Genomic DNA, 14,539 nt, shown 5'->3' with positions numbered 1-14,539 from the left:
AGCGGAACGTGAGTAAGACACCACCAGAGGCCAAGATCGCTGTAGAGCGGATCTTGACCAAGGCGAACCCGGAGAACGAGGCCGCCTACGCCGTCATTTTCCGTGCCGTCAGGATCTGCGTCGAGGCCGGCATGAACCGCCGGCAGACGGCCCGTTACCTCGGCGTCTCCGCCCGCCGCATCGACAAGCACGGCCAATACTTCCGCACGGCGAAGTCAGTCAGAACCATGTTCGGAGAAGCCTTTCGCTCGAGGTCGATCGACATTCCCGCCGAAGAGGCCAAAGCGAAGCTGATCCAGTGGGCATGGAGGAGTTGAACCTGATCTAATTGCTAACGATTGAAGGACTGTGCCATATTGGTACAGTCCTTCAATCGTTAGGGAGCCAGATGCAGCCGACCGGCAAGCAGGGGCACGTGTCGCGCGACACCCCCACTCACACCTCGTCCTTCAGTGCGACACGCCGACACACCTTCCAAAAACTTTTTCCCAGAGCGGTTCGTCGGCCTCCACGGATGCCCTTCAGGCGTCTAACGAAAAACGATAGCAGGCATCTTCGGCATGATGAGGAAGAAACGGTTCAAATGGAACCGTTGAGGATCGCGGGCAGTTTGGGTCCTGTTCGGCCTCATCCAGGCCGCAAAAAGCCCGGAAACAATGGGGACATTAGGTGCATTTCGCCCACGGGTCGGCAGGCGTGGCCCGTGCGTCCAGCTCGCGCGATGCTTCGGAGCGTCCTCCGATCAGCTCACGCGCACATCGTTTTACAAAACGATGTGCCAGCTTCCCGGCAATCGTTCCCCGGCGCTGGTAGTTTTTCACTAGCCGCAACTGGGCGACCGCGCGACGAGCTCGGAGCCTAGGAGCAGCTAGAGACAGATTGATCCTCGTGCTACCGAGTCAGCGTTGGCCGGCAATCGGAGCGCACATGAGCAAAGGACCGATTGGGAATGGCTGAATCTACTCCACGCAAGATCGGTCGCCGGTTCAAAGGCGACCGTCGATTCGTCGGTGGAAAGATCCCTGCCCGCATGGCGGACCAAGTACATCAGGCCGCCGAGCTCGAAGGACTCACGATCACGGAGATGATCGAGTCTGCCCTTGCCATGCGCCTCCAGCACGTGGATCTCACTAAGAGGGACAACCAGGAGGTCCTGCCGATCAACATGGCCTCTTAAGCATAAGAAGGCCCGCATAAGGCGGGCCTTCCAATGACAGATGTTGCTCATCACCCGGATGCTTGCCGGCGAGGGTGAAGAGCCGTTACAGGGTCCTTGCGGATCCTGCCCTTTGAACAAACCCCAGTGAAGGGTCCCTTCGCTATTCCTTTGAGAGGAACAGGTTCATCGTACAACAGCGCCTTGCTGCGCTGCCAGAAATCATGCACCCCGGCGTGCCGCGTGTCGCGGCTGTTTCTGACGACCCCGCCGTGGTGTGGGCAGCCCTCGCACCCCTCCTTGCTGGTCAACCACGCGTCCGCATTTCCCCGGACGCCGGTAAAAGCTACCCCCAGCGCTTTGAGCGCGAGCTGACCGACGGCCTGCCGTCGAAGCCGGCCGCCGTTCGCATCATCGGCAAGGACGGCACCTGCCGCGCTATCTTCCTCGACTTCGACTCCTCCGTGGACGGCACCGACAGGGTGGACGCCGACGTCTACCTCGTTACGGCCTGGCTCCACGACATGGGCGCCCGCTGGATTGCCGACTACTCCCCCAACGGTGGCCGCCACATCTACATCCCCCTGCAGGAACGCGTGCCCTTCCACGAGGCCCGTGAGGTCGTCGAAGCCCTCGGCACGCGGCACCGCAGCCTGGACAAGTCCCCGCACCAGAACCTCCATCACGGCTGCATGCGCACGCCCGGCAGCGTCCACAAGCGCGGCGGACACCAGATGCTCGATATGAGCCTGACCATGGCCTACGACATCGCCCGTCGACCGAACTCCAAGTCCGTCTGGGCCCGGCTAGTCGCAGACCTCGCGTCCGAGATCGCCGCAGTACGCGCACTCCGCCTCGAGCAGGAGTACGAGGCATCGACCGACGTGGACAGTCAGGACGCGGTCACGCCGGTTCGCGGCATGTCCCGCACGACCCTGGCGATCGCCACCCACGGGATCTTCGACACCGCCCGCTACGACTCTCCCTCGGAAGCCCGTCAGGCCGTCCTCGTCGCGGCTGCAGCGGCAGGTCTCGGGCTGCTGGACGTCGAACGGCGTATGAAGCAGGGCATCTGGCCCGGGCTGGCCCAGTTCTTCTCCCGCTACCGCAGCCACCACCGCTTCAAGGCACTCGAGCGCGACTGGCGGAAGGCTAAGGCGTTTCTTGCCGCCCAGACGAGCGGAAAGAACAATGCCCGTAATTCCCCCACAAGCCAGCCAAATACACAGCCGGCAGAAGTTACTGCCTCCGTCGCACGCGGCTCTGACTCTGAGCACCGATTCATCCGGACCTGGCGCAATGCAGTGGCTCTGGCTGAGGTCCGGTACAGGGACAGCAGGGATGGCATGGCCAAGAGGATGCTGCTGAGGGCTCTAGGGGCCGCAGCGCACATGACTGGCAGCAGGTACATCGAGTTCGGAACGCGGTCGCTGGCAATCGCCGCCGGGATCGACCACACCACCGTCGCAGCCCACCTCAAGGCCCTCCGGAGCGAAGCCGACCCGTTAATTACGCTGATCGACTCAGGACGCGGTACCCACGGCGATCTTTACACCCTCGCTGTCCCGCAGCTCCTGCAGGAGGCAGCTTCCGAGATCTCCTGGCGCAAGGGCAAGATCCACGCCCTCAGGCCAGCTTTTCGGGAGCTCGGGATCCCCGCAGCGTTGCTCTACGAGGCCCTTGAGCAGTCCACCACTCCCCTATCGACGACCGAACTGCTCGATTCCACTGGCCTCGGTCGTACCGCGGCGTCGACGGCTCTCGAGGTACTGGCAGCTTGGAACCTCATCGTTCGCTCCCCCACCCGGTCGTGGGCCCTCGTGCCAGGCACCAGCCTCGCCCTGCTCGCCGAGTACTTCGGTGTCCCGGAGGCCGTCGAACGCCAGCTCACCCGCTACCGGGCCGAACGCGCCGCCTGGAGGGCCTGGCTCGCCGGCAACACCGCCAGCGCGCAGCAGCAGCTCCTCTCCCCCGGTGACGACTATCCCTGGCACCTGTTCGAGCCGCTCGACGACGAGGTGACGCTCGCGTCCTTCGTCTTCCGATAGGAGCACCTCGGCCGAAATGGAACTGTTTCGTCCAATAGGTACATTTCTACCCGCCGCTTCCCCGTCGCGACCTGCCGCGCCGTTACACCCCGTAGAAGCTAATGGAACCGTTTCGTCACGTGACCCCTTTTCTTCCCACGACCTCTTCGAGCCCCTGTCGTACAGCATCTACAGACACAGCCTTCAGGCAGGAAGAAATGGAACCGTTTCATTTCGTGGCCACATTCCTGTTGGTGGTCCGAGGTAGAGGCCTCGCCGAATGGAACCATTTCGTATGGTGAGTCCGTTTCTACGTTCCATCCGATGATGGCATCCCCTCTGCTGGCTGGAGTGACCGCCAGCGGTCAGGTCAGCTCGGCACCGCGTTCCACACTCGAGCCCGATGGCCGGTATGCCGGCATCCCACTCCCCCAGCGAGGCCACTCCCCCGTTCCGTCCTGGCGGCCGACGGACCCGCTCCAGCTGCAGCTGACAGAAATGTGACCAATAGGGACGTTTCTGCCTGCGGAGAATTGGTTCCATTCTATGCAAGACTCCTGCAATGTAATAGTACCATTTCTACCAATTATGCCGGGTAGAAATGGTTCAATTTTCTCTCAGTGCCGCCAGGTTGCGGCGCGTCGCTGGGCGGTCTGGTGATGTGCCGGCGAAGAGAGTTGGAAGAAAAGGGGCCATTTCTACCCGCGCGCATCGGGTGACCGATCGCCCTGGTGCTTCTCCGGCGAGCTCTTTCCACGGCGGGAGGCTGGTTCTGGAAGAAAAGGGGTCGTTTCTACCCGAGCCCGGGGAGAAACGTCGGCAACAATTATGAAAGAAATGGAACCATTGGTTGCGCTGTGTGCAGTTCGAAGCGATCGGGTTCGCCCGTTAGGGAGCGTGGTTCGGAGATGCGGGGTTGGGCAGAGTGTTAGAGCCGGTCGGGATGCTGGGCGGTGTGACTGAACCCAATGGTTCCATTTCTGCAGTTATCGCGGCTACGCCCGCCGGAAGAAATTGATCCATTCGTATCGAGGGGCACCTTATGGTGAGTTCGAGCTGTCGGTACCCAGTGCCGGGTGCACTCTCAACCTACGCGGGCAGGAATGGTTCCATTTCTACCGACAGCCGAGGGGTTTGGAATCTCGGAGTGGGGGCATTAGTTCCATTTCTGCCAGAGTCCTGCTCCGTTGGCCTCGGTAGAAATGGAACCATTTCTTCCCGCATGCGCTGGTCGGGGGGTTTGGACTAAATGGAACCATTTGCTTATTTAGTAAATGGTTCCATTCCTCGAGGGCGCCGGTTGGGAGAAATGGTGTCAAAGTAACTAATGGTTCCATTTCTTCTCCGGCGTGGCTTGCCGCCGTGGCCCCCACCGCGCCGCTAGTCTGATCGGAAGAACTTCGGCCACGCCGGCACCGAGGATTCCCAAGGCCCTCCTTTGGGCTCTCTCCGGCGTGGCCTCCACTGCAGTCAACGGAAGGTACGCCATGACGGCGAGAATCATTGCGGTCTGTAACCAGAAGGGCGGCGTCGGCAAGACGACCCTGGTCACGGGCCTCGCGGAGGCGTTCTCCGACAAGCTGGGCAAGCGTGTGCTGGTGATCGATGCGGATCCGCAGCGCAACACCACCTCGGCGCTCGGTATTACCGGTCCCGAGTTCACGCTCAACGACGTGCTGTACGGCGATCCGGACAACAACCAAAAGATCACCCCCGGCGCGGCCGAGGACGCCATCGTCCCCGCCGGGTCGGCCTGGCTGCCGAAGGAACCGGCAGGGGAGGGGTCGCCCACGATCGACGTCATCCCCTCGGAGCGGAACCTTGCATCGCGCGAGCGAGACGCCATGATGGCGCGAGAGCACCGCCTAAGGATCTCGCTGAAGGGGGTCGCCGACAGCTACGACGTCGTCCTCATCGATTGCCCGCCGTCGCTGGGCCTGCTGACCGTCAACGCACTCACCGCGGCGACCCACGCCCTGCTCGTCACTGAGCCCCGAGTGTCCTCCGTCGAGGGCCTTTCCGAGATTGTCACGACGATCTCAGAGGTGCAGGAGAACCTTAACGAGAACATCGACTTGGTCGGCGTCGTGATCAATAAGGAGCGGAAGGGCCGCATGGACCAGACGCACTGGATCAACAAAGTTCGTGACGACTTTGGTGAGCTCGTGCTGGACCCGCTGCTGCCCGATCGCGAGCTCTTCGCGAAGGCGCAGGCCGCGTGCCTGCCGCTTCGGTCCTTCGGGTCGGTGGCCAACGTCCTCGTGGCCGACCTCGAGCAGCTCGCACTCCAGATCTGGAAGGGAAGCGGGGAATGAGCACGGCTCCCGCAGCGGGCAGGGGAGGGGCTGCCAACCCGCTGGCCCAGTTGAAGAGCAAGAAGGGTCTGAGGAAGGCTCCTGAGTCCAGCGTCGTCAAAGACATGGGCGCCGATGTGGCCGCGGTCGACGAGGCACCGGAGCCGCCCGTGCTTGCCGCTGCGCCCCCGGTGCTGGAATCGGTTGCCACTCAGCCCGAAGCCCCGGTAGTTCTCGCGCCGGCGGTCACAGCCCCCGACGAGCCTGCCGTCACAGTGGAGGCTCCGTCAGCCCCTGATGTGCCCGCTCGACCCGCCTCGAAGACGGCGACGGTAGAGAAAAAGAAGATGGGCGTGTGGATCCCGGCAGAGGTCGTTGAGCGCGTCAGGAATGCGTACGGCCCCACCAGTCGGCTCGAGGGACACCGATCGCTCTCCGACCTTGCTGCGCGCGCCCTCGAGGCCGAGGTGACACGCCTGGAGGAGAAGTACAACGACGGCCAGCCGTTCCCGCCCGACGAGATCGGCATCCCGCGCGGACGACCGCTGCGGTAGGAGCCCCGGCCTAACGAAGCCGTGGTGGGGTCGTTCCCGCCGTGCTCCTTCGTCCGCTCCTGCAACGTCCGCGCCGGCTCAGGCTCCGCCTTAATGGAGAGATTCCTGCCGAGCTCGGCTCGCGGCTTAATTCGCTTGGAGATGTATGCGAAGCCCGTAATCGCTGCGAGCAGGGCGAGAAGAAGCGAGCCTACCTGTAGTGCAAAACGCCAATCCGTGAGTTCGTCGCCGAACAGGAGCGGGCTGACCAGGGCGAGGGCAGCAGCGTAGAGGGTGACGCCGGCGGGGAAGTAGCGGTGTAATAGATCCGCAAGGCTTCGCCCAGTCCAAGATCGGCTTAGCCAAGGACTTAGCGTCCGGCTTCCGCCCACCGCTCGTTAGCATTCACCATCGCATCATCCAGTCCCGCCACTATCCCCCTGCCAGCTGGTCGACCGAGAACTGTGAGTTCTAGTGGGCTTCGTTGTAGGCGTCGATGATCGACTGGGTGATCCGTCCCCGGGAGCTGGGGTTGTACCCGTTGTCCTGCGCCCACTGGCGAATCTGCTGGGTGTCCTCACGCTTGGACCTGCCCGTCGAGGAGGACGTGGAGGCTTTCTGTGCGCCCTGGCCCCTGCGCCCGGTTTTGGCTTTGCGGGCCTTGTCCACGTACTCGGACAGGGTTGAGCGCAGCTTCTGCGCGTTTTCCGTTGTCAGATCGATCTCGTAGTCGGTGCCATCGATCCCGAACCGGACCGTTTCCTGTGCAACTTCGCCATTGAGGTCGTCTACCAATTGCACCTGTACGCGCTGCGCCATTTCCACTCCTGAGTTATTTGACATGAATCAATGATCCCCAGCCTTCCACCCTATCGTGTCGGAAAATGTGGTCTGCGCCGGCAGAATGTCCCGGTTTCATTCACCGGTCCCATTGTTCCTCTTTTTGTCGTGATCGTCAGTCTGCCTGTTGTCGTGCTTGCTGTGGTTGTTGCTATTGGGTAAGGGTGTGACCGAATTGAGCCACACCCAGCCCTCACGCTGAATCTGTATGAGAGGTTCCAGGAAGCGGATCTTCACTGCAGTCCTGGTGTAGGCGATCGCGTGGGCCTGGATACGGATCGCTTTGGAGGGGTAGCGGATCCACGCGTACACCCGACGTGGTTCCGGGAAGTCGGTGGGCGGGGTGTGCTCGAGGTCGAGTTCGGCGGCGGTGAGCATGATCAGCTCCTCGCGCATGACGAACTCCTCAATCCGATCGTCCATCAGCCTTGCGTACCGTTTGGCGTATCTCTTGTTCTGACCCATGGCCCTGCAATTCGCCCCGCCACCTGCTGCTCATACTGTGTGAAGCGGACCTGGTCGGACAGTGTTCGAGGTGGTCACTAGCCGTCCGTAGCTGTCAGTAACTGCTAGTAGCCGTCGATGGTGGTGACGCGGCGCAGCCGCCAGTCCTCCCACCGGGCATCGGCGTTCATGTCGAACTCCAGGACCGGGGACGCCGGCCCGGTCTGTGCCCGGAACCGCCAGAACCGGGTCGTCACAACGCTGCCCAGACTGCCCCGGATGCTTCGCCCATCCACGCTGCCGAGGCCGCCGAGGCTGCCACGGCTGCTGTGGGTGTTGTCTGTGCTTGGGGGAGTGGTATCGCGTTCCGGCAAGGTGTCCGAGCTGGACCAGGCGAGGGGTTCGCCGATGACCTGCCAGATGCTGCCTCGCCAGCGCAGCGCCAGTGGTGTGCCGGAGGGTAGGAACCGGACGGCCGCCGGCTCATCCAGAACATGCCATACGGCTGCCCGCGTGCCTTCGCGTGCAGTTTCCTGGGTTGCTTGCTGGGCTGGTTCTATGAGTGGTGTGGTGTCCACTGGTTGCGCTGTCATCGGCTGCTTCCCTCTCGCCCTGAATGTTCGTCGTGCAGGCTTAAAATAGAACACAGCTTCGATTATTTGGGAAGCCGGGCTGTGGACGGGAGTAAGTGTTGCGGGTCATCCATCTGTGGGCGGGTGGAGCCCGGAGGAATGAGCTCAAAGCCGTCCACCTGTGGGTGAGCCGCCCGCGACGCCGTTGCGGACGTTGGTTACTCTCAACACCATGTATCGCACGCCGGCCGGGCCCGACGGAGGAGGCGCACGCCCGATTCGTTGTCAGCCCTCCCGAGGGCGGACACGGTGCAGCCGTGATGGGTGCAGTCCATTGGCGGGTGGGGGGGGTAGCGGTGGTTAATCGGACAAGCGTGGGGCCTCATGCGTTTTGATGACCTGATTCTGGTCGGGGAAGAGTACCCGCAGGGGGCGTGTGAGAACCGGCAGGAATGGCTGCTGATGTACTCCCGCGGGGTCCCGCCGGCGGTGATCGCCCGGTGGTGCAGGGTCGACGTCCGACGCGTCCACCGGGCTATCGACCGGCAGGCGGAGAGGGATCCGGGGTGGTTCGACCGGTGCTGGCTGCTCCACGACCGGCCCGCCCCGAATGGCAGCCGGCGCCGCTACCGGCGGAGCCGGGATCAGGTGTGGTGGGAGCATTACGCCGTCATGGCAACCTACGTGGGCCGGGTGGGTGGGTTGCCGGCGCAGAACGACAGCGTGGAGGCCCGGGTGTTGTACCGGTGGTTGGAGAACCAGCGCCGAAGCCACGACGCCGGCCGGCTCACCCAGGACAAGAGTGAGGCCCTGGACCGGCTGGGGGAGTGGGTCGGCACCCGGAAGGGCAACCCGGAGAAGTTGTGGGCGCGGCGCCTCGAGCAGGTACAGCAGTTCCGGGACGAGTCCGGCCGGTTCCCGGTCTATGACCCGCGGCGCCGCCCGGACGAGAGGGTCCTCGCGGTCTGGCTGGGCCGCCAACGCACCTGGTCGCGGAAGGGACGCCTCCGCCCCGACCGGCAGGAAACCCTAGGCCGGGTCTTACCGGGCTGGGATAGGTCGAGGAGTGCGGTCGAGGCGTAGGCCAACGGCTTGAGGTGCGGGCTCTAATAGTCGCATCCGGCCCGGCCCGCATATCTACGACGTCGACCACCGTGGTCTGATTATTGGAGATTTCCGGAAACGAGTGTCGACAACTTCCCGATCCACGACAAACGGCGGGTCACCCACAGGTGAACGGCTTTGAGCTCTCTCCGTTGGGCTCTACCCGCCTATAGGTGGATGACCCGCCACCCGGAGAAACCACTGATGTCGGCATCTGTCCTGTCCCGTGTGCCACTATGAGCGCTGTTGGAACTCGCCGCCTCCGGTTTCAGTCGTTGATGGGCCAGAGAATGAACTCGTCGCGGACCACCCGGACGGGCTCCGGGCCCGCAGCGTCCAGGGCGGAACGCAGGAGGTGGAGATGTGCGACCCTCATTTCGAGGAGCGACTCCTGGGGCTGGTAGGTGGTGCGTACCGGGTGGTCGATGCCGGGCGTGGTGGTCATTTCGATGTGACACCCAAGGACATGGGTCACGGGGTGGGAGTGGCAGAACGCGATCAGGCGATCGATGCTCTGGGAGAAGGCCGGCCAGTCATTGATGTAGAGCCGGGCATGGGACTCCGAGGACCAGGGGTGGGTTCGGGAGAACCTGCGTGAAGCCATCGACCACCTGGTGAGCGAGGGGTACACGGTGCGCGGCGGTCAGGGTCAGGACCCGGAGCTCATCGACCCCGGCGGATCAGCTGTGGAGACGTGGCGGGAGGAGTACCCGTACGCAGAGCGTGTGACCCGGCAGGAGTACGAGCTCGAGAAGTACCTGCTGCAGATCGAATTGCTCAAGTTCCAGTACTGGGCTCAGGACAATGACCTGAAGCATGTCATCGTCTTCGAGGGCCGGGACGCGGCCGGCAAGGGCGGGACGATCAAACGCTTCACCGAGCACTTGAACCCGCGCGCCGCCCGAGCCGTTGCACTGAACAAGCCCTGGGACAGGGAACAGGGCCAGTGGTACTTCCAGCGCTACGTCCAGCACCTGCCCACCGCCGGGGAGATCGTGATGTTCGACCGATCCTGGTACAACCGGGCCAATGTGGAGAGGGTCATGGGTTTCTGTACCGAGCAGGAGTACGAGACGTTCATGACGCAGGCGCCCGACTACGAGAGGATGCTCGTCGACTCCGGCATCCACCTCACAAAATTCTGGTTCTCCGTGACTCGACGGGAACAACGCACCCGCTTCGCGATCCGACAGATCGACCCCGTCCGGCGCTGGAAACTCTCACCCATGGACCTGGCGTCCCTGGACCGGTGGGACGAGTACACGCAGGCGAAAGAGGCGATGTTCCTACGCACTGATACTGACCACGCCCCCTGGATCACGGTGAAGTCCAACGACAAGAAGCGTGCACGCATCAATGCGATGAGGTTCTTCCTCCACCAGTTCGACTACGACGGCAAGGACACCTCAGTGGTCCACAACGCCGACCAACTCATCGTGCGGCGCGGCCGCGACGCCGTCGGCGACTGATCATTCAGTGGGGTGGCTAGGGCTTCGCGAAGGTCTCACCAGATCATCCCAAGGGGGTTGTCGTCGAGAACGATCCCCGCGACAGGGCGTGCATTGGCACCGTTTCCCTATTTGGCCTGGCTTGCGCGATCGGGTTATGACCCAGTCGGCGCGAGCCGGGCGACGGTGTACCGGTACCTCAGCCTGGGTATGGACGAGGATCCTTCACTCGACTAGTAGGAGTGTCACAACGGCTTTGCGTCCTCAGGGATGGGTTGCGTGCTGCTGGAACCAGTACACCAGCTTCTTGGTGACGCGAACGGTGTTAGTGGGGTCGTGATCCTGCCCTGCGTCGACGAATGAGCGCTCGAAGCCTGGAACTTCGTCCGACAAGGTGTCGTTGATGGAATCGAAGCGCATCGTCCAGCTCGGGAACTGGCGCTGTTGTCTTTTTTCTCGGAGAAGAATCCGCACACCGGTGTGGCGCGGATCCGTGGCGATGCTCCTCATCCGATTACGAACCGATTGCTCCGGGCCTTCAAGCACCTGCAGAAAACGTCCTGCCCGGTACAGCAACAGGCCCGTCAGATCCAATGCACCGTTCCTATGCCGGCTGGATCGAAGCAGATTAGTAAGATCCGCTTCACTAAAATACCGGGTCGCGACACTGGAATAGACAACCGAGGCCACTTGAAGTCCACTGGCCATGCGGGAATCGGCAGCACCGCGCAATCCATCGGTACTCAGACCGAAACTCAGATCAACATCGGAGCTGCTGGTGCTGAAGGGGGCTCTTGGCCCGCGGGAGATGTCGTCGAGCATTTCATTGACGGACTGCGAAAGCATGTCCCGGTCAGCCGCAGGAAGGCGCATCAGGCCGTGAAGGTATGCGTCGACTTCGTACTCATCGACGTCCCCACCCATGCTTAAGTAGTGCACCCAAAGCTCTTCAACCGACACACTGATGCGCCGCATGACGTTGAGCGTGAGCGCGTGTTGGGTCTGGTCGTCACGACTGTCCTGTTCGTTGTGATCCTTGAAGCTCTCGGCCATACCTTGAACCCCCCACATCGATGTCTTAGTCGTTGTCGTTGTCTAACTGATGTAACAACCGTATGCGTGGCTGCTCCGTCGGACGCAGATCGGTAGTCCTTGAATTGACACAGGATTTCTGTGGCACGAGTGTTACGTGCCCGTTCACTGAGAACGAGGGTCTGGTGAGCAGGAGGGCTCATTCACAGGTGCCCCCACAGGGCCGAGGTCTTCGTGATCTCGTCCGCGGTTGAACAGCATTCGCTTGTGGATGGGCACACGCTAGGCTCACTAAGACACCGGGGTCTAGACGCAGGCCAGGTTCTGAACAAAGCACAGGAACGGTCATGACCGAACTCTTGCATCCCGCCCAGAACGGCCCAGCCCGAATCAAGCCCGCCCAGAATGGTCCAGCTCGAATCCAGTCCTGCTCAGGCCGGTCTACCTCGGCCCGCTACATCCAAGACCTTTGACGTAGTCGACAGCGTTGTGTCGCAGACCGGCGCCACCGGTGATCGTCAGGTTCTCGAAGCCCCGGCCGCGGCAGAGGATCGTAACGGCACCCACGATGCGCACACGTGATCCCTGGCCTCAGCCGTCCAGTCCTTCCGTGGTAGACAAAGAACACCCGATCTGCAGAGGACCTCTTGTGACTCGTAAGAAGCAGCACGTACTGACCGATCCGACGTCACCAATTTTTGGCATCACATCGACGGTAATCATGGGGGCTCTTCCCCTCATCGATGCAGCCAAGCTGGACGACCGGCAGCTCCGCGCCGTTCACGTCGCAACCGCTGTTTTCACGGGCCTGTATATCGGCATCACGGTCGGCGGTAAGCGGCTACCACTGCAAGCACTGGCCGGACTCGCCGCGGCCGCGGCCACCCTTCGCTTCGCCGAGGTCGGAGACGTCATCGATGCCCGCCTCGAGGACAGACTTCGGCGCGTCGGCACGCGGCATCCTCGCCGCTGGATGGCAGCAGGTACCGCAGCCCTCACTTTCCTTGGATATCTCAGCGACCGTGCTGCAGCCAGAAGGAAGCAGTCCATGGCGACGCCAGGCGATCAACCTAAGCAGAACGCCTTGTCTCACTAGTCTTTAGCGGGTCGTACCCGACGCAACGTTTCCGTTGGGGAGCATCGGCTTAAAGATAGTAAGTGCTACCCGTCCGCGTGGGGTGGAGTAGTTGAGGAGCTGAAAGGGTGGCGTCGTGCGGAGGGTAGGACGATACTCGGCTGCATGGTAAGTACCGGCACTCCCTCACTCGCCAGGTCCATTCCGCGTGGCATGGCGGCAGGTATCGCGGGAACGGCAGTGATGTCGGCATTTCAGCAGTTCGTCGAGATGCCGGTCACAGGGCGCGAGGCCAGCTACGCGCCCGCCGATCTCGCCGAACGAATCCTGCCCATTCATCCTCAGACTCAGCAGGGACGCGAGCGTTTGAACTGGGGAACCCATATGGCTTTGGGCACTTTGTGGGGGTCAGCGTATGGGGTCACCACCCATGTTGGGCTTCGGGGAGTCAAAGCTTTCGCGGTGGTGTTTCCTGCCGTGTACACCGGTGATGTGCTCCTCAACACCGTCCTCGGGTTGTACAAGCCCGGCACCTGGACCACCCAGGAATGGGCAGTTGACCTCACAAACAAAGCAGTGCAGGCAGCAGCGACCGGCATTCTCAACGACTACTTCTTCAACAGGGACCAGGAAGTGCTGCCTGCCGAGTGACGGGCCAGATACTTCGGTCGACGTTGCCGATGATCGAGAAGGACCAAAGATGGCTGATCTGAGTGCTCTTGCCCTTACTTGTTCTCTTACGCCCTCACCGGCACCGTCGAGCAGTGAACTGCTCGCCCGTCACCTGCTCGATGAACTAGGAAGCTATGGCGTGAGCGCTGCCTCCTTGAGGGTCGTTGATTACAACGTGATGCCGGGAGTGCAGACCGACATGGGTGCTGGGGACGATTGGCCGAGGATCCGTGAGCAGATACTCGCGGCTGACATTTTGGTCCTCGCCACCCCTATCTGGATGGGTCACCCCTGCAGCGTCGCCCAGCGAGTCATCGAACGGCTCGATGCTGAGCTTTCCGAAACAGATAATGAGGGACGGCCCCTTATGTACGGCAAGGTTGCTGTCATCGCCGTGGTGGGCAACGAAGACGGAGCGCACAAAGTTATCGCCGACACACAGCAGGCTCTGAACGACGTCGGGTTTACCGTTCCGGCCCAAGGTGGAACCTACTGGGTGGGGGAAGCCATGCACAAAGTGGATTACCAGGACTTGGACAGCGTTCCCGAGAAAACCGCAGCCACAACCGCCAGCGCGGCTCGCAACGCCGTCCATCTCGCCCGTTTGCTTGCAGACGCCCCGTATCCTGCCGGGTAAGCGAGGCGACCGCTCTTGCAACGCAACCCGGTCGCTGAGGAAACGTTTTGAGTGGGCGAGAGTTGTCGTTATCGTGGACACAACGAAACCTAACTAATCCGTCTCCAAGCATCCCTCCAAGCCGGGCATGGCCGGACGGGGTCATGGCTCGGTTCAACGCTGCGGCGTTCTTCGGGGTGCCGGCTGTTGACACCCGAAAAAACGCTCACAGCAATTCCCGCAGCAACACTGGAGGTGTGTCTGTTTATCCGACCACGCTTCAAACTGCACAACGAGGCGATAGCGAGGGTGCTTCCACTTTGGGGTAGGCGACCTCGTCATCCGAGCCGAGTGTTCAGCCGCGGCTTCAGGGTTGAGGACTTCTCCGACGTGATACGAGCACCTTTCACGTCAGTCATCCTTAATGATCAGCAATAGTCAGGCGCCAAGTGCAAAGTGCACTACAATCCCGACCGCCTCAATAAGCCTGATCAGGCTGATGACTGCGCCGTGATCACCGTCTGACGTCACGCCAATTCTTGCGGTGGGAACGGCGGAGTCGTTCAGGTCGCCTTATGGAGGGCGTTTCTGAGGCGTTTGATGCCGTCGCGGATGCGGGTTTTGGCGGTCGGGATGGGGATGCTCAGGTGTTCGGCGACCTCGGTGTAGGTCATCCCGGTGTAGTACGCCAGGTAGATTGCCTCACGCTGCACGTCGGACAGGGTG

General features: G+C 62.1%; 16 protein-coding genes. 10 read left to right on the top strand and 6 right to left on the bottom strand.

Features of this window, described 5'->3' with window-relative positions; genetic code table 11:
- The first annotated feature begins 8 nt into the window (after positions 1–8).
- The 5 genes from CXQ97_RS17570 to CXQ97_RS20440 all read left to right on the top strand — a co-directional run bounded on the left by CXQ97_RS17570 (position 9) and on the right by CXQ97_RS20440 (position 6,031).
- On the top strand, positions 9–317 hold the full coding sequence (locus CXQ97_RS17570) for a hypothetical protein (RefSeq protein ID WP_104182183.1): 309 nt from the start codon (positions 9–11) through the stop codon (positions 315–317).
- 632 nt (positions 318–949) lie between these two features.
- Positions 950–1,177, top strand: coding sequence for a hypothetical protein (locus CXQ97_RS19660; protein ID WP_146069706.1), 228 nt, complete (start codon positions 950–952; stop codon positions 1,175–1,177).
- 215 nt (positions 1,178–1,392) lie between these two features.
- Positions 1,393–3,204: a MarR family transcriptional regulator gene (locus tag CXQ97_RS17565; protein WP_306740219.1), complete on the top strand. Its 1,812-nt coding sequence runs from the start codon at positions 1,393–1,395 to the stop codon at positions 3,202–3,204.
- Positions 3,205–4,670: 1,466 nt separating this feature from the next.
- Positions 4,671–5,498, top strand: coding sequence for a ParA family protein (locus tag CXQ97_RS17560; RefSeq protein WP_104182181.1), 828 nt, complete (start codon positions 4,671–4,673; stop codon positions 5,496–5,498).
- Positions 5,495–6,031, top strand: coding sequence for a hypothetical protein (locus CXQ97_RS20440; protein WP_104182180.1), 537 nt, complete (start codon positions 5,495–5,497; stop codon positions 6,029–6,031). Before CXQ97_RS17560 ends, CXQ97_RS20440 begins: the two co-directional genes overlap by 4 nt.
- Before the next feature lie 450 nt (positions 6,032–6,481).
- On the opposite strand, the gene CXQ97_RS17550 is transcribed toward CXQ97_RS20440, so the two are convergent.
- The 3 genes from CXQ97_RS17550 to CXQ97_RS19655 form a co-directional block, all read right to left on the bottom strand.
- Positions 6,482–6,829: an Lsr2 family protein gene (locus CXQ97_RS17550; protein WP_104182179.1), complete on the bottom strand. Its 348-nt coding sequence runs from the start codon at positions 6,827–6,829 to the stop codon at positions 6,482–6,484.
- Positions 6,830–6,925: 96 nt separating this feature from the next.
- Positions 6,926–7,273, bottom strand: a complete 348-nt coding sequence (locus CXQ97_RS17545; RefSeq protein WP_146069705.1) for a hypothetical protein — start codon at positions 7,271–7,273, stop codon at positions 6,926–6,928.
- A 146-nt stretch (positions 7,274–7,419) separates the two neighbouring features.
- Positions 7,420–7,887 carry a hypothetical protein gene (locus tag CXQ97_RS19655; protein ID WP_146069704.1) on the bottom strand — a complete coding sequence of 156 codons (468 nt, stop codon included), beginning with the start codon at positions 7,885–7,887 and terminating at the stop codon, positions 7,420–7,422.
- A 363-nt stretch (positions 7,888–8,250) separates the two neighbouring features.
- Here CXQ97_RS19655 and CXQ97_RS17540 point away from each other — a divergent pair, with 363 nt between their 5' ends.
- Positions 8,251–8,949, top strand: a complete 699-nt coding sequence (locus tag CXQ97_RS17540) for a helicase associated domain-containing protein (RefSeq protein ID WP_104182177.1) — start codon at positions 8,251–8,253, stop codon at positions 8,947–8,949.
- A gap of 289 nt (positions 8,950–9,238) precedes the next feature.
- Here the strand turns inward: CXQ97_RS17540 and CXQ97_RS17535 are convergent, their stop codons facing one another.
- Positions 9,239–9,574, bottom strand: coding sequence for a hypothetical protein (locus CXQ97_RS17535; RefSeq protein WP_146069703.1), 336 nt, complete (start codon positions 9,572–9,574; stop codon positions 9,239–9,241).
- Between CXQ97_RS17535 and ppk2 the strand changes: the two genes are divergently transcribed.
- A complete protein-coding gene (gene ppk2, locus CXQ97_RS17530; protein ID WP_104182175.1) occupies positions 9,561–10,439 on the top strand; it encodes a polyphosphate kinase 2 in 879 nt (292 codons plus the stop codon). The two genes, CXQ97_RS17535 and ppk2, sit on opposite strands and share 14 nt — an antisense overlap.
- A 243-nt stretch (positions 10,440–10,682) precedes the next feature.
- On the opposite strand, the gene CXQ97_RS17525 is transcribed toward ppk2, so the two are convergent.
- Positions 10,683–11,471, bottom strand: a complete 789-nt coding sequence (locus CXQ97_RS17525; RefSeq protein WP_181035143.1) for a BLUF domain-containing protein — start codon at positions 11,469–11,471, stop codon at positions 10,683–10,685.
- A 628-nt stretch (positions 11,472–12,099) separates the two neighbouring features.
- Here CXQ97_RS17525 and CXQ97_RS19650 point away from each other — a divergent pair.
- The 3 genes from CXQ97_RS19650 to CXQ97_RS17515 all read left to right on the top strand — a co-directional run bounded on the left by CXQ97_RS19650 (position 12,100) and on the right by CXQ97_RS17515 (position 13,834).
- Positions 12,100–12,546: a hypothetical protein gene (locus CXQ97_RS19650; protein WP_146069702.1), complete on the top strand. Its 447-nt coding sequence runs from the start codon at positions 12,100–12,102 to the stop codon at positions 12,544–12,546.
- A 192-nt stretch (positions 12,547–12,738) separates the two neighbouring features.
- Positions 12,739–13,176: a hypothetical protein gene (locus CXQ97_RS17520; protein WP_219815464.1), complete on the top strand. Its 438-nt coding sequence runs from the start codon at positions 12,739–12,741 to the stop codon at positions 13,174–13,176.
- A gap of 49 nt (positions 13,177–13,225) precedes the next feature.
- Positions 13,226–13,834: a flavodoxin family protein gene (locus CXQ97_RS17515; protein ID WP_104182172.1), complete on the top strand. Its 609-nt coding sequence runs from the start codon at positions 13,226–13,228 to the stop codon at positions 13,832–13,834.
- A 542-nt stretch (positions 13,835–14,376) separates the two neighbouring features.
- On the opposite strand, the gene CXQ97_RS17510 is transcribed toward CXQ97_RS17515, so the two are convergent.
- A complete protein-coding gene (locus CXQ97_RS17510; protein ID WP_258062736.1) occupies positions 14,377–14,526 on the bottom strand; it encodes a sigma factor-like helix-turn-helix DNA-binding protein in 150 nt (49 codons plus the stop codon).
- Positions 14,527–14,539 lie beyond the last annotated feature (13 nt).

Source organism: Arthrobacter sp. B0490 (assembly GCF_002929355.1).
Classification (GTDB): domain Bacteria; phylum Actinomycetota; class Actinomycetes; order Actinomycetales; family Micrococcaceae; genus Arthrobacter_D.
This window is presented reverse-complemented; position numbering and strand designations above follow the sequence as displayed.